This is a genomic window from Sinorhizobium fredii USDA 257, from assembly GCF_000265205.3.
GTDB classification, from domain to species: Bacteria; Pseudomonadota; Alphaproteobacteria; order Rhizobiales; family Rhizobiaceae; genus Sinorhizobium; species Sinorhizobium fredii_B.
Window position 1 is genome coordinate 5295775 of sequence record NC_018000.1, and the last position, 18187, is coordinate 5313961.

Below are 18187 nucleotides of genomic sequence, written 5' to 3' on the forward strand. Positions count from 1 at the left end.
CACCTTAGAGCACCAAGGCGTATCGGATCGCACCGAAGAGCAAGAGGATTGCACCGGCAGCCATCAATGCCGCCGCGTGCCAGTTCCGCGTCAGCCCGAGGAAGCTCAAGCCCTGGTGCCGGGGCTCCAGCGTCTTCGGATCGTTTTCATCGGGGCTTGGCGGTTCACTTAGCCGTCGTCGGCCAAGCGCCTCCCACGTCATCACGAGAACGCCGCAGATAAACAGGAATGCACCGGCGAGGACTGCCCACACGCGCTTTGCTCCGCAAATCGACGCGCGATCACGCCTCAGCGTGTGCGCGTTTGAGGACGCACGACATTCATCTGAAGCTCATGGGCCGAAGCATATCTGCCGAGGACCTTGATCAGGCGCTGCTCCTCGGCCTTGTGAATGCCGCTCCGCCTGCAATACTCCGCGACGTCCCAGACATGCTTGGCATCGGTCTTTTCGAGCTTGCGGATGTCCGTGTGTCTCATTCTTCACCTCCCACCTCTGCCGAAAAACGCCGGCAGGGCGGTTTGGTTCCACATTCCTCGCCAAGGTTCGCGACAACCAGTTACGCCTTTCCGGCCGCGGCCGTGACGCCGTTCGCTGCCTCCCGGGCCTCCGTACCCTCGGACATGCAGTTGCGGCGTCGAGGTTTTCTATTCCCATGAAGCCGTTCTCGGCGTCGCTCACGCGGGTCAGCTCGTCGATCTTGGCCTGCAGCGCGATCTCGTCGCGGTTCTGAGAGTTCGGAAGCACGAACACCATCAGAAATGTTGTGATCGTCGTGCAGGTGTTGACGGCGAGCTGCCATTTTGCCGAGAAATCGAAGAGCGGCCCGCACACGGCCCAGATGTCGATCGCCGAGAACGCCACGGCAAAAGTGATCGGCCTCCCGGCGAAACTGGAAATTTGGTTCGAAAATCAGGTAAAGATCGGCTGCATCTGGCGGTCTCCTTCCGAAAACCGCGAACGCGGCGACGGCCCCGCTTGGTTCCTATCGGCCAGATTCCCGGACAGTCCATATACGGAACAAATCGCCCTGCCTGCCGTTCAGCCTGTGCCGATACGAGCGGCAGCCGAAGCCGCCACCAGAGCGACGGCGGAGGAGAAAATGCCAGGACGGAAGAGGTTCCGATGCCTCAGAAAGAGAACAAGCTTCAGAAACTCACATTGATGCTCGGCCAGACTGTCGCCGCGATGCGCGTTAACGAGATGTTGATGTGCCGTTTGATGCACTGGATTGCCGCGCAGACGGACGACCCGCAACGGTTCATTGCAGAGGCCGTGGAGGACGTCCGACACGAGCTGCGGAGCGGGGCCGCAGTGGATGGCAGCACGGTCATGGCCGAGGCGGCCAAGGAGGCTCTGGAATATCTCGACAATCTCTCCACCGAGATGTTGGCCATCAGGAGGCGCACACGTCGCCCCGGCGAGACCAACGGCCTCTCGCCGTTGGACGGTCATCGCTTCCCCTCGTTCACATCCGCCCTGGAAGGGCATTTGAACATCTCCCCTCAACACCATGATCGCTGACAAATATGCCGGAGGAGCCTCGGCGCCTCTCTTCTCACTGCGCCCCGTGGTGCGGCACGGATTTCGGCTCCTCTTCCAGGAGGGTATAGGGCCCCTCCGGACATTGGACGTCCGGATTGACCGGATGGAATAGGCCGAGCGGGTTCGGTTTGAAGATCCAGGCATGCAGATCATAATGATGCAGTTGTGCCGGCAGGAGCGGCTCATGACCCTCCATCGGCCCGTCAAAGGGCTGCCCAAACAGCTCAGGTTTAGGCTTGACGCCCGTCGCGAGCGGTATCAGCCATTCGACCGCAACCAGCTGCAGCTTGTCGCCAACCGGCTCGTAGACCAGCAGAGTGGGCTTCATCGGATCGGGCACCGGGCCGATCAAGGCGGGGTTCAGGAAATGCACCCCCATCGTGCCGCTCGCGAACGTGACGCAGCCCAGCGTCGAGAAGTAGCCGTCGCGCACGGCAACCACCGGATCCTGGTATTTTTCCAGCGACGCCTTGAGCTTCTCGAGCTCCGGCGGAAGCTTGTCGGACGCATTCACCAGATGTGCGGCCATGAAAGCAATGACTGCCGCCAGACAGCTTGGCCACAGACAACGCAGCACCGAAGACACAGGCATGGCTCGGTCCTCCCTCGCTCCACCGCCTCCCGCGAGGAGCAGGCGCCATAATACTGCGGGCTACGTCTGCGCACCATTCATGCGATTGGGTTAGTGCCGTTCTCGATCATGCGGGAAGCAGGAAAACTCCTACTCCGGCCCGCGGCCGCTGACGTCGGGTTGGCCCCCACTGATCGAGCAGGCCAGAAAACGTAGGAGGGGCGCCCATGGCACCCCTCCGCGGACCCCGCGCTCGCCCCGGTCGGGCGGCACTTCAAAGCCGTACATCCCAAAGGGAAAATCTGACTTCCAGCAGCCGGTCCTCATTCTCGGGAAGACCGATGTCGCGGCGCATGCGATCGGACAGATGGGAGACTTGGTTCGTCATTTGACGATGTCTCCAGAGTGCCAGAAGCAACGCACGCACAGTCTTCCTGGCGCCAAATTTCCGGAACAGGTCATCGACCGTTGCGGCAAGGGTATCAACAACCAATAATTGTGTTTCGCGCATGATTTTCCGTCCCGGCGCACGACGCGGCCAGGTCCTCTCGAAGGTCAGAAAGACGCGCGGGTGCGGACGCGAAATACGAGCAAATCGCTCCGTCAGCCGGTCACGTCAAGTCAAGTTGGGATAGCGCCAATCAGCGGAAATCCGGGCTTTAATAGCCCTGGACACAAAGTAGGCTCGGGCTGGATGCACGATGCATCGAGGCCACAGCAGCCGTTCCGCGAGTGAGGCGCACAGTCACGAGAATAGTATCCATTTCACGCCTCCTCTGGCTTGAATTGCAAGTGACGCCAACATACACGAGTCCGGCCGATTGGCAAATACACAATTTCGGATTGCAGCAATCGCCACCGGATCCGTTGCAGGACCGCAACACTTTGCCGCTCCCATCAACGGCGGGTCAGCGTACATGCGGTTTACAGCCTCCGGCCGTTCGCAACACGGCTCGAGACGAACATATTGGACCGGCCTTGAGCGGCCGGTCCAACCAGAGCCTGCATGGGGCTGATCGCGGCTGAGCGATCGCTGATTGCCCTAGTTGCCGAGAATCGCGTCGATTTCCGCCATCGTGGCTGCCGGCAACGCGCCCTTCTCGAGCACGGCGAGATTCTCGCGCACCTGCACCTCCGTCTTGAAACCGGGAATGGGAAAGGTGTTGGGTGAACGGGCGAGAATCCAGCCGAGTGCCCCTTGCGCCAAGGTCCGGCCGCCGGTCTGCAGCAGCTCCCGTACTTCGGCAAGGCGCTTGAGATGATCGGCACGCGGCCGCCCGTCCTCGAAGAAACGCACCCAGCTGTGCCCGGCCGCGCGCACGTCGTTTGCGGGCAAGCGCGTATCCGCCCGGAACTTGCCGGTCAGGAATCCCATCGCCAAGGGCGAGCGATTAAGGCTGGCAAGATCGTTGCATTCGCACATCGCAAGCATGTCCGGCCCATCCGCGAAAACGTTCAGCTCCTGCTGAACCGCGACGAAATGCGGGAATTTCACCAGTCGCTTCGCCGCGGCGGCGTTATCCGTACTCCAGCCCCAGAAACGGATGGCACCTTGTTCCACCAGCTTTTCGAGCGTCTCGCCGGCCGCATCCGCCTGATCGCCTGAAAGTTCCCCGACATGAATTTGATAAAGGTCGATATAATCGGTGCTGAGACGCTGGAGCGATGCCGCGCAGGCCTCGTTGATGTAAGCGGGACTGACATCGGTGCTGATGAGAGCGCGGGCGGCGCGATCGTAGGTGTATCCGAACTTCGTTGCGATGATAGCGTCGCCTCTTCGCCCGCTGAGTGCCCGGCCGATCACCTCTTCGCTGTGCCCGGTTCCGTAGGCATCGGCCGTGTCGATCAGCGATGCACCCATTTCGAGCCCGAGACGAATGGCGCGGATCGACTGCTCGTCATCGACCTCACCCCAACCATCCGGCTTTCCACGAAGGGTGAAATAGCCGCCGATCGCCCAACCACCTAAGCCAATGGCTCCAGCCGAGAGGCCGGAACGTCCCAATGGTCTGCGTCCGATCGTAGAGATGTCGCTGGCAAGCATGGCGTTCCCTTCCCTTGGTGGTGCGGCGGTGACCAACCATGTCATCGGAAGTCGGCGATCAGAAGCTCGGATTCCGCAAGGTGTTTTTCAGAAATGAAAAACTACTTCACGATAGGAAATGAAAAGCGCCGCTGACAGGACCCTTGGGGGTTATCGTCTGAAGATGTAGATCGCGCCGCCGGCATCGTCGGATACGAGGACCGAACCGTCCGGCGCTTCCTTAACGTCCACCGGCCGGCCGACATCCCTGAGGAAGGTCGTCGCCGACACCGGCCGGCCGCCCCGAAAGCGCAGCCGCACGACCTGATACCCGACGGGCACGGACCGGTCCCAACTGCCATGCTGGGCGACCAACGCGTCGCCGCCGAGGCTGCGGAAGAAATGGATGCCCAACGCCGCGACATGGGCCTGAAAGTTGAAAACGGGTGCTATCTGGCGGGCGGGCGGCGGCGCCTGCTCAAACCCTTTAAGCCGGATCTGGCCTCCGAAATAGGGAAACCCGTAAAAGCCGCCCGGTCGGAGCGCGTTCAGCTCGTCGGGCGGGATGTCGTCGCCCATCCGGTCGGCGCCGTTGTCGGTAAAGAACATGGTGCCGCCGCGCCAATCAAAGCCGACCGAATTGCGCACGCCCCAGGCGACGCGTCGTAGGCCGGAGCCGTCCTGGGTCATGCTGACGATCGTGCCTTGCAGCCCGCGCGGCAAGCAGATGTTGCAAGGTGATCCGAACGACACATAGAGCCGCGAATCGGGACCGATGGCGATATAGCGAAAACTATGGGCTCCCGAATTCGGCAGGTCCCGGCGAATATCGCGCCGGCCGCTGAGAGCGCCGCCGGGCCCGATGTCGAAGGCCGTAACGCTGTCCCTCGAGGCGACGAACAAGCGGTCGCGGGCGCATGCGACGCCGTTCGGAGCGGAGAACCCGGAGGCGACACGCCGGGCACGGCCGCCTGACAACGGCACGGCATAGACCGAGGAGCCCTTCGTCCCGACGAACAACATGTCGCCGCAGACCGCCATTTCGCGCGCGGCGGGAACGCGGGCAAGCAGTTCGGCCCGTGCCGGGCCGGCAACGCCGAAGGCGACAGTCGCGACAGCGGCAAGCGCGAGAAATCCGGCTTTGGCGGCAAAGACGTCCATCGGCGCCCTCCGAATACAAGCTGAATTGCTGGAGGGAATTGGAGCGGTTTATTGTCGTGTCAAGCCGGAGCCCAGACCTCACGGTGAAGTGATCGATTCGTGGACCTACCGGTTCGTGGAGCCGATGAGCGGCGTCGGCTCGCCCATGAAGGGCCGCTCCCCCTTGCGCACCAGATAGACCTCCCGCTCCGGGTTCGCTTCGATGACGAAGCCGGCGCTGCGCAGCATCGCCTCGACGCCGGCGCGGTTCGGGATGAACCAGTTGGTGGGATCGTCGGCGAAGCGATGCTCGACGAAGAACAGCTTGGGATAGTCCGGACGATCGAAAATATCCCACTCACCGAAGTCGTAATCGGCTTCGAGCGGCGAGACCGACTTGGCTCCGCGCTGCATGCACTGGAAAAGCATCTGGTCACCGACCACGTGCTCGTAGAGGAGATCGAGCGCCAGCAGCGGATGGCGCAGATGGTAAAGAACACCCATGAAGATCACCAGGTCGAACCTGTCGCGAAGCTGCGCCACGTCATAGACGGACATCAGCCTGAACTCGATCCGCATTCCGGCCTGTTCGGCGGCGAATTTCGCTTGCCGTAGATAGCGAGGATCGGAATCGATGCCAAGCACCCGGCCGGCGTTGCGGCGCTTCATCTCCTGCGAATAGAACCCAGCATTGCAGCCGATATCGAGCACGCTGCGGCCTTCGAGGTCCTCCGGCACCACATGCTTGAACGCTTTCCATTTCACCGCAGGGTAATCGCCGAGAAAGTGATCGGGAGATGTTTCGACGCCCGCGATCCGCATGTTGTGGAACCAGGGTCCGAGTGCCAGGATCTCGTCCTCGATCGCTGTTCGGTATTTCGTCTCCTGAACCATGATCAAAGATCCTGAGAGAGGACGGACATTTTCGGCTGAAGCTCGGAACGGCCGCCCCGGCGCACTGGCCTTTGCTTCGGAATCATCCTCTCGAACCAGGCAATGGTGTGCGTCAGCCCCTCCTGCAGCGGAACCTTCGGCTCCCAGCCGAGAAGTGATTTTGCCCGGGAGATATCGGGCCGGCGGCGCTGCGGATCATCGGGCGGCAAGGGCGCGTAGGCGATCGTCGACGCCGTCCTGACTTTGGAAAGCACGAGTTCGGCCAGTTCGATGACGGTAAACTCGCCCGGATTGCCGAGGTTCACCGGTACACCTGGATTCGGATCGCGATTCATCAACTTAACCAATCCTTCGACGAGATCGGACACAAAACAGAAGGACCGCGTCTGCTCGCCGCTGCCATAAACCGTCAGCGGCTCGTTGTTCAGTGCCTGAACGATGAAGTTCGACACGATCCGCCCGTCGTTCGGACGCATGTGCGGGCCGTAGGTGTTGAAGATGCGCGCCACTTTTGCGTCGACGCTGCCGGCGCGCAGGCTGTCGAAGCACAGCGTCTCGGCCGCCCGCTTGCCTTCGTCGTAGCAAGCCCGCGGACCGGTGCAATTGACATGCCCCCAATACTCCTCCTGCTGCGGATGCTCCTGCGGATCGCCGTAGATCTCGCTCGTCGAGGCCTGGAGGAACCTGGCACCGTGGCGTGCGGCAAGCCGCAGCAGATTTCCGGTTCCGGTCACGCTGGTCATCATCGTATGGATCGGGTCGGCCTGGTAGGACGGCGGCGAGGCGGGGCAAGCGAGATTGTAGATCGCGTCGAGCGGCTCATCGCTGGTGATCTCGTCGCAGACATCCTGTTCGACCATGGTGAAGTACGGGTTGCGCTGAAGGCCGGCGACATTGGCCGGGGATCCCGTCAGATAGCTGTCGAGGCAGATCACCCGATTGCCGGCAGCAAGCAGGGCTGAACAAAGGTGGGACCCGACGAAGCCGGCCCCGCCGGCAACGAGGATGACCTTCCCGCGATTTGCTCCGTTTCTCTTTGCCATAGGCCGTTCTCCTTTCGGTTTATACCCGAAGCCGCCGCTCGGAATGTCTCGTGGCGAGATCAGTCTTGGGTGCGATGCTTTCGATGGCCTCGACGAAGGTTCCGGCGCGCACCGCAGCGCTGTGCGCGTTTGCGACACGCTGATAGGCGTTGTCGGCGATGGCCTTGCACCGACGATCGTCGAAGCTCGTCAGTGCTGCGACGACGTCGTCGCTGCTGCGCGCGATGATCGCGGCCTGTTCGGGCGGGAAGAAACTGTCGATGCCCTCCCACCAATCGCTGATCAGGGGTGTGCCGCAGGCGGCCGCCTCGAAGAGCCGCACGCTCGGCGACCAGCCTGCCGCGACCATGTCGGCACGCGTCACGTTCAGCGTGAACCGCTGGCGGCTGTAGAATTCGGCGTGTTCGGCAGGCGGCAGATGCTCGATGCGCTCCACATTTCCCGGCCAATCGATCTGGGGGGGATAGTTCGGGCCGGCAACGACGAAGCGCATTTCCGGCAATCGCCGCGCCGGCTCGATCAGCAGGCGCTCGAGCGTCGGTTGCCGGTCGGGGCTGAAGGTTCCGAGATAGCCGAGATCCCATTCTCTCGGCGCACCGGTATTGCGATAGATGTCCAGATCGACGGCGCAGTAGAGCGGCATCGGTCGCCTCGCCCCGAACTCGCCGCGAAGCCGATCGAGCATCTGGCCGCCCGAAAAAGAGAAGTAGAGATCGAAGAACGGCACCTGCCGCCGAGCCACATATTCCTCGTCGCCGCGCCCGAGCTTTGCGAGCGTCACCGGCGTGTCGATGTCGTAGAAGCACAGCCGCCTCGGACCGAGATCGACGACCGCGTCGATCACCTCGACACCATCCGGCACGTACGAGCCGATGATCACGGCGTCGGCACGAGCCAGCCTGCCGGCATGCAGCGTGAGCAGCTCGTCGACGCTCCCATAAAGGACAAGCTCGCAGAAGTCCGGCTCGGTCAGGTCGCGGTGGCGCGCGTACCAGGGCACGTCGCATTCCAGGAAAGTCACCCGATGGCCGGCCGCGTGGACACCCCGAAGCAGCGCTCGAAACGTCGTCGCATGGCCGTTGCCCCAGGAGGAGGAGAGCGAGAGGCCCAGAATGGCGATGTCGAGCGGACGGCTCATTCGGCTGCCTCCACCCGGCGCGGCCGGTCGCGAAGAATACGGTCCACCTCCGCGGCACGATGCGCATAGGTATGTTCGCCGAGAACCCGTGCGAGCGCTCGCTCGCCGATCTGCTTCGCACGGGCAGGAGTCAGGTCCCGCATCAGCTCCACCACGTCCTGGCCGTCGCGGGCGACCAGCACCTCCTCTCCCGGCTTCAGGAAGAGTTCGATGCCTTCCCAGGCGTCGGTGATCAGACAGGCGCCGGCACCTGCCGCCTCGAAGACGCGGGTTGCCGGCGAAAACCCGTTCTGCGCCATGCTGTCGCGCGAAATATTGAGCACTGCATGCGGCGTCGCGTTGAAGGCGTTGTGATCGGCCGTCGGGACATGGCCGATATAGGCGACGTTTGCGGGCAGCAGCTTGTCGTGCCAGCCGGCCCCGCCGAGCAAGAATCGCCGGTTGCCGAGTTGGGCCGCGGGCGCAAGGAAGAAGGCTTCCACCCGCGCCTCGCGATCCGGCAGTCGATTGCCGAGGAAGGCAAGATCGGCAGCAAAGCGCGGATCCGCCGAAACGCGATGATGCGTCTCCGGGTCGACGGCATTATAGATCGGAACGCATTGGCGGGCGCCAAGCGCGCGATAGGACCTGACGACCGGATCGCCGCCGCCATAGGTCAACACGAAATCGAGCGAAGGCAGTGCGCGCCGCAGCGGATGATCGGGGGAGGCTCGGAGCTCCTGAAGCGTGGCGGGCGCGTCGACATCCCAGAAGATTTTGAGCGCGCTTGGGCGTGCCGCCGACATCACTTCTTCAAGCAGCAGATCGTCCTCGAAACCGACACCGCTCGCCTTGATGACGATGTCGGCCTCGGCCGCCCATGCTGCGGTCCGCTTCAGCGCCGCAATCGTGCCCTCGTAGACGACCACCTTGCACCAGTCCGGCGGATCGATGTCGCGGTGCATCTGCCGATCATAGACGTCCGGTTCATAGAAAGTGATTTCATAGTTCCGCGCGGCCAGCGCCCGCAGCAGGCCGCGGTAATAGGTGGCCGCACCGTTCCAATAGGCCGAAACGAGGCTCGATCCATAAAAGGCAATTCTCATAACGCGGCCTCCTTCGTCGTGACGCCGTCACTCGCTGCGCTTTTCGGTCTATAGGAAGCGACTATGTGGAGAAGTTCGTCGACGCGATGCGCACAGGTGTGGCGTTTCCGGATCGTTTCCAGTCCGCTCGCCGTCAGTTCCTCAGCGAAAGCCGGTTCGGAGAGCACCTGGCACAGCAGGCGCGTCATCTCTTCTCCGCTTTGAGCGAACAAGAAGTCTCTGCCGGCGCGGAAAAGCCCCTCGGCATCGTTCCAGGGCGCCGAGATTAGCGGAATGCCGCAGGCAAGCGCCTCGAAAACGCGGATGGTCGGTATGCCGGGCAGCGCCTCCACATAGGGTCGCCGCGGAATGTGCACCGTCGCCCGGTGCTCGGCGAAAATGCGGGGGACCTCGGCGTTGGCGACCCAGCCGCCATAGGCGATTCCCGCCGCCCGCAGCGCCTTCAGTGCGGCGCCTGGATACCTGACGCCCCGCACTCTCGTCCTCAGCTTCAGTCGTCGCGCCGGCTCGACGAGGAAGGAGGCGATCTCCGCGCTGCGCTCGTCGTCACCCCAATTGCCGATCCAGACGAGATCGCCAGTCTTCTCGACCTCCGGCATCGGGCGAAACAACGAGGTGTCGGCGGCCTCATGCCAGGTGAAGACATGCCTGCCCCAGCCGGCGCTGAGATAGCGCTCGCGCAGCGGCTCGCCGAAAGCCAGGACGAAATCGTAGTCGGTAAAATCAAGCCGGGCAATCTCGCGCCGCTGAGTGACGGCCCGATGATGCGTGTCGTGAAAAGCGAGCGTGAAACGGCCGCCATCGCGACGGATGCGTCCGAGCCGGGCGATCAAGGCCGGCTCGGTCCACTCGTGCACAACAACGACATCGGCCTCCCCGATCGCTGCCTCGTGATCGAAGTTCGCGTCGTAGCTCTCGGCGCGCAATTCGGGAAAGTGCTTGCCGAAGGCAGCGATCGGCCCGACGCCCTGGTCTGCGATCAGGTTCAGGCGGCTCCAGGAGTTGCTCGGCTCGAGAGCCGTCGCCTCGTGCCCGCGGCTGAGGAGTTCGCGCATGACGCCGCGCAGGAAATGCGCATTGCCATGGTTCCAGTCGGAGACGAGGGATTGGGTGTAGAAGAGGAACCGCATCGCTCACTCCGCTGCCGTCAATCGGATGGACCTGAGCATCGCCTGTCCATAGGCTTCGAGCATCCGCTCGCGCTGGGCCTCCAGCGTGAAGGATCGCGCTCGCGATCGGGCTTCCCGGCCAAGTTCTGCCCTGAGCCGAGCATCCTGTGCCAAATCGTTGACCGCGCTCGCCAGCGCCTTGGCATCGCCCGGATCGAAGAACTGCGCGGCACCGTCCCAGAGCTCCCGGTAGGTGTCGATATCGGCGAGCGCCAACGCCGCTCCGGCGCCAGCCGCCTCGAGGGGAGCCAAGCCGAATGGTTCGTAGATCGACGGCGAAACGACGATCGCAGCGCGCGACATCAGCGCCATCGCTCGCTCGTGGCTGAGCTCGCCCCTGTGATCGGCCTGTTCGATGGCAAGGTGCTGCCCGTTCGGCCCGTCGCAGGCACCCGCCATGAGCACCGGCCAGCGGATCTCGGCGGCAGCCCTGTCCAGCACAGCGCCGTTCTTGCCCTCGTCCCACCAGCGACCCGCCGCAAAGACGAAGTTCGCCTTAGGGATCGTCAAGGCGTGATTGCGGCTGGCGTTGTAGACGACGGCAAGATTGTCGATCGGTCCATAGCAGCGCTCAAGCGCCGCCGCGTGGCTTCGACTTGGCGCCAGAACCACATCCGCACGGTCGAAGCCAAGCCGGTTGCGCCGCTTCTGCCAGAGCCACATCTCCGGCAGGCGGCCGTCCCGCACGGCCCCGAACCAGGTGACGACGCAGGAGTGAGAGACGGTGACGACGGGCACCTGCGAGGCAAAGCCGGCCGCCTGAGACGGCATGTTCAGATGCACGAGATCGACCGAATGCCTGAGCGACAATTCGCCCAGGCCAGCCGAGACGGCCTCCAGCGCGCTTTCGTCGTCTGCCATCCAATCCAGCGGCGCGGCAAGCCATTCGAGCAGGCCAACATGGGAAGCTTCGCGGCGTTGTGCCTCGGACGGCGCGGGACCGAAGCCCACGAAGACTGTTTCGATGCCCGGCTCGCAGAGGGCTTCGGCAAGATCCATCGCATAGCGCCAGACACCGCCGACCGCATCGACGCTCATCAGGATGCGCCGCGGCAGCCGCACCGGGCCGCCATGAGCGGAAGGCCGCGCGGCGGACATGGCACGGGCGGTCATGCGGTGATCCTCCGCGGCCGGCGCTGAAACTGGGCCTTGTTGACCCCGGCCCAATCCTGCAGAAGCCACGCATGCAGGTCGCGCAATCCGGCACGCCAATCGGTGTGGGGTCTCCAGCCGAGAGCATCCGCAAGTGCACGCGTGTCGGCGACGAAATACAGCTGGTCTCCGGCGCGCCAGTCGCCCTTCACCGTCCTCAGCCGGCGTGCCGTCACGCGCTCGATCTCGTCCAGGACCTCGGCGAGGCTAACCGCATTGCCGGGACCGCCTCCAAGATTGAAGGCGCGTCCCGAAAGGCGGTCGATCGACGCCAGTAGGGCCCTGTAGGCGGCCACCGCGTCACTGACATGGAGGATGTCACGGACCTGCTTGCCGTCGCCGTAGACGGAGATCGGCTCATTCGCGAGCGCGCGAATGAGGAAATGTGCGACCCATCCCTGATCCTCCGTGCCGAACTGCCGCGGACCATAGACGCAGCTCATCCTGAGCACCGCTGTCGGCAGCCCGAAGGATTTGGCATAGTCGAGCACGTACTGATCCGCGACGCCTTTCGAGCAGCCATAGGGGGTGCAGAAATCCAGGGGCTGCGCCTCTCCGACGCCATATCTGCGCGTGACGGCATCGGCCGGCAGGTAGCGATCGCCGGCCTCATCCATCTCCAGACCCGTCAGCGCGCCATAGACCTTGTTGGTGCTGGCGAAGATCACCGGTGCGCGGCGTCCGGCGCGGCGCACCGCCTCAAGGACGTTGAGCGTACCGCGCGCGTTTGTATCGAAATCGTCGATCGGCTGCAGGAGGCTGGTCGTCACTGCCGTCTGCGCTGCAAAATGGAAGATCGCCTTTGCCTCCTTGAAAACCGGCTCGATGGCGGCGAGATCGCGGATGTCGGCAATTTCGGCGTGGACGGCACTGCCGTGATTTTCGATCAGCCACTGAAGGTTCCGCTCGACGCCCGGACGGCTCAGATTGTCGAGGACGATCACCTTCTCACCGTCGCGCAGGAAGCTGTCGGCGACGTTGCAGCCGAGAAAGCCGCTGCCGCCCACGACGAGAACTGCCGCCGTTTTTCCGGAAAGGGCCGGCGCTGGCACGCCGCCGCCCTTTTCAATTGTCCCGGCGCTCATCGAACGAGCCCCCGCGCTTCCAGATGCCGCTTCATTTCTGCGCCGCGGTCGATCGCGCCGACGCTCATGACCCAATGCGCGAATTCCGCAAGCGAATCTTCGAGCCTGTGTGCCGGCTGGAACCCGAGCAGGTCGCGAGCCTTGGAGATGTCGGCGAAGCAATTCCGGATATCGCCGGAGCGAGCCTTGTTCATGATCTCCGGCTCGAGATTCGGCACACCCATGGCCTCCGCCAGCAGGCAAGCGACGTCTGCAATGGCGTAGGCGTTGCCGCTGCCCACATTGATGACGTGCCCCGCCGCCTGCGGTTGCTCGAGCACCAGCCGAAAGGCGCGCGCCACGTCGCGGACATGGACGAAATCGCGACGCTGCCTGCCGTCCTCGAACACCATCGGCGGTTGGCCGTTGGCAAGGCGGGATGCGAAATTGGCGAGCACGCCGGTATAGGGGTTGGAAAGCGCCTGTCCGGCGCCGAACACGTTGAAGAGACGGAGCGCTACGGCTTGCCTGCCATAGGCTTCGCCGAAGATCAGCACCTGGCGCTCCTGAGCGTATTTCGTCAGCGCGTAGATGGAAGCGAGGTCGACCGGCTTGTGCTCGTCCGTGGCAACGGGCCTGAGGCGCTCTCCGTTCGGTCCGAGCGGGTCCCATGCGCCGGGTCGGATATCGGCAGGCGAGCGTCTGGCATGCGGCATACGCTCTCCCGCGGTGGTCTCGTAAAGACCTTCGCCATAGACACTCATCGACGATGCGACGACGATGCGGCGGATCGGGCTCTCGATCATCGCCTCGAGCAGCACGGCCGTCCCAAGATCGTTGACACCCACATATCGGGCGATCTCGTACATCGACTGGCCGACCCCGACCTCTGCGGCGAGATGGACGACACAATCGATCCCCGTCAGCGCATCTCTCACAGCATCCGCATCGCGAATGTCGGTCCGTCGCATTTCCACGTCCGGCGCCAGCCTGATCTGCGCGTCTGCATGGACCTGCTCGTTGAGCGCGTCCAACACGCGCAGCTCGTAATTCCCTGAGAGAAGTTCGTCGACCACATGCCGGCCAATGAACCCGCAGCCGCCGGTGACAAGTACCTTTGTCATAACCGCTCCTGACGATGACCAATCAGAGATAGAGACAAAGCTCCAACAAACGTCTGCAACAAAGGTTCCTTCATCTATGACTTCTTCTTTGAACATGTACGTAGCTGATGATTGAACCGGTGAATGCCGCGCACGCCCAAGCTACAAACCTCGCTCTCCGCATGAGGTTCCCTAAACGCCCGAGATCGGCAGGAACAAAAGCCCCAAGCATGAAGTTAAGTGCCGAGGCGGCCGAGCGTTTTCCCGGCCGACGGCGAGGGTATGTGGGGATCTCTTTCATTTCGACATCCCGACGTCGCGCCGAGCCGCCGGGCATGCTCCATGTCAACAACGGAGGCAGGTATGAACATCAGGGCGCAGCCGAGGACTGACACCATGTCTGCGGCAATCGTCACCGGGCCGGGCGTTTTTCGCATCGACACATTGCCGCTGCCGGAGCCCGGCCCCGGGCAGGTCCGGATCAAGCTGCAAGGCTGTGGCGTCTGTGCATCCAATCTCGTACCTTGGGCGGGGCCGGAATGGATGCAGTTTCCGACCGAACCCGGCGCACTTGGTCACGAGGGCTGGGGAGTGATCGATGCGGTCGGCGAGGATGTGCATGGTTTCGTGGCGGGCGACCGCGTCGCGGCGCTCTCCTTTCACGCCTATGCGACGTACGACATCGCGGATCAGTCCGCGATCGCCCCCCTGCCCGCCGCACTCGCGGACCAGCCCTTCCCCGGGGAGCCTCTCGGCTGCGCCTTCAACATCTTCCGGCGCAGCGCCATCAGACCAGGCGAGACCGTGGCGATCATCGGCATCGGCTTTCTCGGCATTCTTCTCACGGAGCTCGCAAGCTCTGCTGGAGCGCGCGTCATCGCCATATCGCGCCGACCTTCCTCGCTTGCTGCGGCGAAGAGCTCCGGTGCGAGCGAAGTGATCGCCATGGATGATCATTGGCAGATCATCGACAAGGTGAAGCAACTGACATCCGGCGAGTTTTCCGATTGCGTCATCGAAGCGGTCGGCAAGCAGTGGCCTCTGGACCTTGCCGGCGAACTGACCAAAGAGCGGGGCCGGCTCGTCATTGCGGGTTATCACCAGGACGGCCCGCGTCAGGTGAACATGCAGCTCTGGAACTGGCGCGGGCTCGACGTGATCAACGCCCATGAGCGCGATCCGGCGATCTACATGCGCGGCATCCATGAGGCGATCGAGGCGACGGCCGCCGGGCGCCTGTCGCCGGCAAGACTCTATACGCACCGGTTCCGGCTCGAAGAGCTCGGCGCGGCGCTCAACATGACGCGCGATCGTCCCGAAGGCTTCATCAAGGCACTGGTGATCTACGATGAGTGACGCGACTCCGCTTGCAACGAGCCGGCACGCCGCCGGCCGCCCACGAGTGGGCTTCCTCGGCGTGGGGCGTATCGGCCTGCACCGCATGCGGGCGATTGTTGAAACCGGCGCAGTCGAAACAGCTGCGATATTCGACCCCACACCGGAAATGGCGGCGGCGGCACGCGAACTGACGCCCGATGCCGCCGTCGTCAATTCCCTTGACGCCTTGCTCGACGAGCATCTCGACGGCATTGTCATCGCCTCTCCAAGCGCACTCCACGCCGCCCAATCGATCGTGGCCCTGGAGCAGGGTCTGGCGGTCTTTTGCCAAAAGCCGCTCGGTCGAACGCGAGACGAGACCCTGGCGGTCGTCGAAGCGGCGCGGCACTCCCACAGGCTGCTGGGGGTGGACCTCTCCTATCGCTACACCGCCGGCATGCAGCGGATTCGTGATCTGATCGCTTCGGGCGAACTCGGCACCGTTTTCGCCGTCGATCTCACCTTTCACAACGCCTATGGGCCGAGCAAGCCGTGGTTCTACGACAAGGCGCTCTCCGGCGGAGGCTGTGTCATCGATCTCGGCGTGCACCTCGTCGATCTCCTTCTTTGGGTTCTCGGATTCCCCGAGGTGACTCGCGTCGGGAGCAGGTTGTTTCACAAGGGTGTTCCCATCCGCCGCGACGGTGAGGAGGTCGAGGACTACGCCGTCGCGACGCTCGAACTGGCAAATGGTGTCGTTGCCCGGGTCACTTGCTCATGGCACTTGCACGCGGGATGCGACGCGGTGATCAGTGCCGATTTCTACGGCACCAAAGGGGGCGCCAGCCTCAGAAACGTCGACGGATCCTATCTCGACTTTACCGCCGAACGGTATCGCGGGACGCAGCGGGAGGTGCTGGCGTTTCCCCCGGACGACTGGGGCGGACGCGCCGCGGCCTCCTGGGCGGAGCGTCTTGCCGCAGGCGAGCGTTTCGACCCGGACAATAGTTGTTTCGTCGCCGTGGCCGAGGTCCTCGACAAAATCTACGGGAGATAGCGCGTTCACGGCCTTCAGTTCGCGCACCCTTCGATGCGCCGGAGCAAGAGCTTCGCGTAACGCGCGACGACAGCGTCCAGCCGCGGAACCTCGTCGAAGGCGGCGCCAAACTTTGCGGAGGTCCAGAGCCCGAGTTGGAAGGCCAGGTAGAAGAGTTCAAGAGCCTTCTGCAATTCCGCGTCGACGGCACGCCCGCATCTGTCGGATACGACCGCCCGCAGAGCGGCCGTTTCCTGTGGCGTCAGGTCGAACTCGACGGTGGCGCCCGCGACATCCCAGGCGATATCCTGAGGCCCGACGAGGTCGTGGGCGGCACTGTGGTCGAGTGCATCGGCCTTCAGGAAGCCGTTTTTGCCGGCCAGCCACTCCCATCGGTGAAGGCGGCTGTCCGTATCGACGGGCATGACCGGAAGATCATCGCGCAAGGTTCTAGACAGCAGTGACTTGAGCCGGGCCGCGACGGCTTCGCCAAACGCTTCTCCCGTATTGGCGACGGCCATCTCGCAGAGCATTGCCAAGGACGCGCCGCGCGCCGCCGGCCGCGGCAGACGCCGTGCCCGAAACGCTAAATACCGCCCGAGATGTTCAACGAACTCCGTGCGGTGAAAGTCGCTTGGCGCGAGCGGTTCCGCCACGACCCACTTTTGAACCAGGAAGCCATGGCAGAGACCGAAGACCGGCGGCGTGAACCCAGCCTCCGCCAACAACCGTGCGTTTTCGAGTTTGCGCTGGCCGACGTCACCGAGACCCGCAAATTTCACGAGCCATGTCCCATCGGCCGTACGCGCCAGGAACTTGCGCCGCTCGAACCGGGGATCGGCGGGCGGCCAGGATTTCTGCCTGCCCTGCAGCATGCTCCGCCAACCTCCCCCGGAAATCTCTTGAAGCGGCTGGCGGAGGGGGCCGACAAGCTCGCTCACCCAAGCGTCGAGCCGTTGCGGTGCTGGGCCCCCGCCCAAGACAAGCTCATCCAGCTCGACCACGTTGCGGGGGCGCGCTGCCCAGCGTTGGTGATGAGCCTGGCTCGCTTCCGGTCCAAGCTCTCCCCGGTGGCCGGGAAAGAAGTGGATACGACTTTCGCTGACGCCATGCTCCTCCAGCCAATCCGCCACGCTTCCGAAGGAGCTCCCGGAAAGGCCGGGGCCTTCGTCGACGATCGCGAAATCGGCTGTCCTGTCCCGCAGGAGCTGTTGTGAAAGCTGCGGACCGACCTGGATTTTTCTTCGGAAAGGATGGCCGACCGGGCGCACAGTGATCGGTGCTGTCGCTCCGATCGCAGCGGCAACCGCCGCCGAAAGGCTAGTGCCGATCGAGCGAATGCCGATCACGACAGTGTTTGCCCCCCGCCCGGAGCGCCTTGCCGCTTCCATGTAGCATTCGGGATAGAGCGCATAGAAGGCATAGCCCTCGCCATCCTTGATCGACAGCGGCAGCGGCGCCCAAAGCTCTTTTAGTAGTGCCCAAACACGATCTGGCAGGACCAAGCGACCGGAGAATCCCTGAGACCAGGATTGGGCGACGAGCCGCGCGAGATCGAGAAGCAGAGCGCCAGACGTTTCGCGCTCGGCCGACATCTCGTCCGCCCCGAGGCTCTCGAACTCGAAATCCGACAGCCCCTGCACCAGCTCGCCCGCCTTGATGAAGATGCCGACCAACGCGGCGTGCCGTTCCAGGCCCGGCGACCGGTCGTCGAGCGCCCGCAACTGTGCTGCAATCGTCTCGCACAAAATGTCGGCCCGCTCGCGGCGCTTCGGATCACCGTAGACCAGCATCGCTCCGCCCATTGCTCTTCATTCGCGTTGAACGCGCAGCACCTGTTTTCGATCCGCGGGATGCGTGCGAACCAAAGAGGGAACCATTCCGCCGTGCGTGGGTTTGGCGAGCATTG

Annotated in this window: 18 protein-coding genes and 1 pseudogene; 3 read left to right on the top strand and 16 right to left on the bottom strand. The window is 63.5% G+C overall.

Features of this window, described 5'->3' with window-relative positions; all coding sequences use genetic code 11:
* Nucleotides 1-4 precede the first annotated feature (4 nt).
* The 3 genes and pseudogenes from USDA257_RS24895 to USDA257_RS38310 form a co-directional block, all read right to left on the bottom strand.
* Nucleotides 5-253, bottom strand: a complete 249-nt coding sequence (locus USDA257_RS24895; protein WP_014765750.1) for a hypothetical protein — start codon at nucleotides 251-253, stop codon at nucleotides 5-7.
* A gap of 35 nt (nucleotides 254-288) precedes the next feature.
* A complete protein-coding gene (locus tag USDA257_RS24900; RefSeq protein WP_014765751.1) occupies nucleotides 289-477 on the bottom strand; it encodes a hypothetical protein in 189 nt (62 codons plus the stop codon).
* A gap of 211 nt (nucleotides 478-688) precedes the next feature.
* Nucleotides 689-862 (bottom strand): annotated as a pseudogene (locus USDA257_RS38310) (low affinity iron permease family protein); the annotation flags it as partial.
* Nucleotides 863-1123: 261 nt separating this feature from the next.
* On the opposite strand from USDA257_RS38310, the gene USDA257_RS24910 reads away from it, so the two are divergent.
* Nucleotides 1124-1522: a hypothetical protein gene (locus USDA257_RS24910; RefSeq protein WP_014765752.1), complete on the top strand. Its 399-nt coding sequence runs from the start codon at nucleotides 1124-1126 to the stop codon at nucleotides 1520-1522.
* A 34-nt stretch (nucleotides 1523-1556) separates the two neighbouring features.
* Here the strand turns inward: USDA257_RS24910 and USDA257_RS24915 are convergent, their stop codons facing one another.
* From USDA257_RS24915 to USDA257_RS24970, 12 genes are all read right to left on the bottom strand, one after another.
* Entirely contained in the window at nucleotides 1557-2135 is a 579-nt protein-coding gene (locus USDA257_RS24915) for a hypothetical protein (protein WP_014765753.1), read from the bottom strand.
* Nucleotides 2136-2388: 253 nt separating this feature from the next.
* Nucleotides 2389-2625 (bottom strand): hypothetical protein, encoded by a 237-nt coding sequence (locus USDA257_RS24920; RefSeq protein WP_041414650.1) that lies wholly within the window; start codon nucleotides 2623-2625, stop codon nucleotides 2389-2391.
* 531 nt (nucleotides 2626-3156) lie between these two features.
* Complete coding sequence (locus USDA257_RS24925; RefSeq protein ID WP_014765755.1) at nucleotides 3157-4158, bottom strand: aldo/keto reductase; 1002 nt, start codon at nucleotides 4156-4158, stop codon at nucleotides 3157-3159.
* A 150-nt stretch (nucleotides 4159-4308) separates the two neighbouring features.
* Nucleotides 4309-5298: a PQQ-dependent sugar dehydrogenase gene (locus tag USDA257_RS24930; RefSeq protein ID WP_014765756.1), complete on the bottom strand. Its 990-nt coding sequence runs from the start codon at nucleotides 5296-5298 to the stop codon at nucleotides 4309-4311.
* A gap of 105 nt (nucleotides 5299-5403) precedes the next feature.
* Nucleotides 5404-6171, bottom strand: coding sequence for a TIGR04290 family methyltransferase (locus tag USDA257_RS24935; RefSeq protein ID WP_014765757.1), 768 nt, complete (start codon nucleotides 6169-6171; stop codon nucleotides 5404-5406).
* Nucleotides 6172-6173: 2 nt separating this feature from the next.
* Nucleotides 6174-7214, bottom strand: a complete 1041-nt coding sequence (locus USDA257_RS24940) for a UDP-glucuronic acid decarboxylase family protein (RefSeq protein WP_014765758.1) — start codon at nucleotides 7212-7214, stop codon at nucleotides 6174-6176.
* Nucleotides 7215-7233: 19 nt separating this feature from the next.
* Nucleotides 7234-8352 carry a CgeB family protein gene (locus USDA257_RS24945; RefSeq protein WP_014765759.1) on the bottom strand — a complete coding sequence of 373 codons (1119 nt, stop codon included), beginning with the start codon at nucleotides 8350-8352 and terminating at the stop codon, nucleotides 7234-7236.
* The gene (locus USDA257_RS24950; protein ID WP_014765760.1) at nucleotides 8349-9437 is read right to left on the bottom strand and encodes a CgeB family protein; all 1089 of its coding nucleotides are present in this window, start codon (nucleotides 9435-9437) and stop codon (nucleotides 8349-8351) included. Before USDA257_RS24950 ends, USDA257_RS24945 begins: the two co-directional genes overlap by 4 nt.
* Nucleotides 9434-10567 (bottom strand): CgeB family protein, encoded by a 1134-nt coding sequence (locus USDA257_RS24955; protein ID WP_014765761.1) that lies wholly within the window; start codon nucleotides 10565-10567, stop codon nucleotides 9434-9436. The genes USDA257_RS24950 and USDA257_RS24955 overlap by 4 nt, the downstream gene beginning before the upstream one ends.
* A gap of 3 nt (nucleotides 10568-10570) precedes the next feature.
* A complete protein-coding gene (locus tag USDA257_RS24960; RefSeq protein WP_014765762.1) occupies nucleotides 10571-11719 on the bottom strand; it encodes a glycosyltransferase family 4 protein in 1149 nt (382 codons plus the stop codon).
* Nucleotides 11716-12843, bottom strand: coding sequence for an NAD-dependent epimerase/dehydratase family protein (locus tag USDA257_RS24965; protein ID WP_014765763.1), 1128 nt, complete (start codon nucleotides 12841-12843; stop codon nucleotides 11716-11718). The genes USDA257_RS24960 and USDA257_RS24965 overlap by 4 nt, the downstream gene beginning before the upstream one ends.
* Entirely contained in the window at nucleotides 12840-13946 is a 1107-nt protein-coding gene (locus USDA257_RS24970; RefSeq protein WP_014765764.1) for an NAD-dependent epimerase/dehydratase family protein, read from the bottom strand. Before USDA257_RS24970 ends, USDA257_RS24965 begins: the two co-directional genes overlap by 4 nt.
* A 342-nt stretch (nucleotides 13947-14288) precedes the next feature.
* Here USDA257_RS24970 and USDA257_RS24975 point away from each other — a divergent pair, with 342 nt between their 5' ends.
* Together USDA257_RS24975 and USDA257_RS24980 are read left to right on the top strand one after the other, a co-directional pair.
* Nucleotides 14289-15281 carry an MDR/zinc-dependent alcohol dehydrogenase-like family protein gene (locus USDA257_RS24975; protein WP_014765765.1) on the top strand — a complete coding sequence of 331 codons (993 nt, stop codon included), beginning with the start codon at nucleotides 14289-14291 and terminating at the stop codon, nucleotides 15279-15281.
* Nucleotides 15274-16299, top strand: coding sequence for a Gfo/Idh/MocA family protein (locus tag USDA257_RS24980; RefSeq protein ID WP_014765766.1), 1026 nt, complete (start codon nucleotides 15274-15276; stop codon nucleotides 16297-16299). The genes USDA257_RS24975 and USDA257_RS24980 overlap by 8 nt, the downstream gene beginning before the upstream one ends.
* Nucleotides 16300-16313: 14 nt before the next feature.
* On the opposite strand, the gene USDA257_RS24985 is transcribed toward USDA257_RS24980, so the two are convergent.
* A complete protein-coding gene (locus tag USDA257_RS24985; protein ID WP_041415601.1) occupies nucleotides 16314-18071 on the bottom strand; it encodes a hypothetical protein in 1758 nt (585 codons plus the stop codon).
* Nucleotides 18072-18187 lie beyond the last annotated feature (116 nt).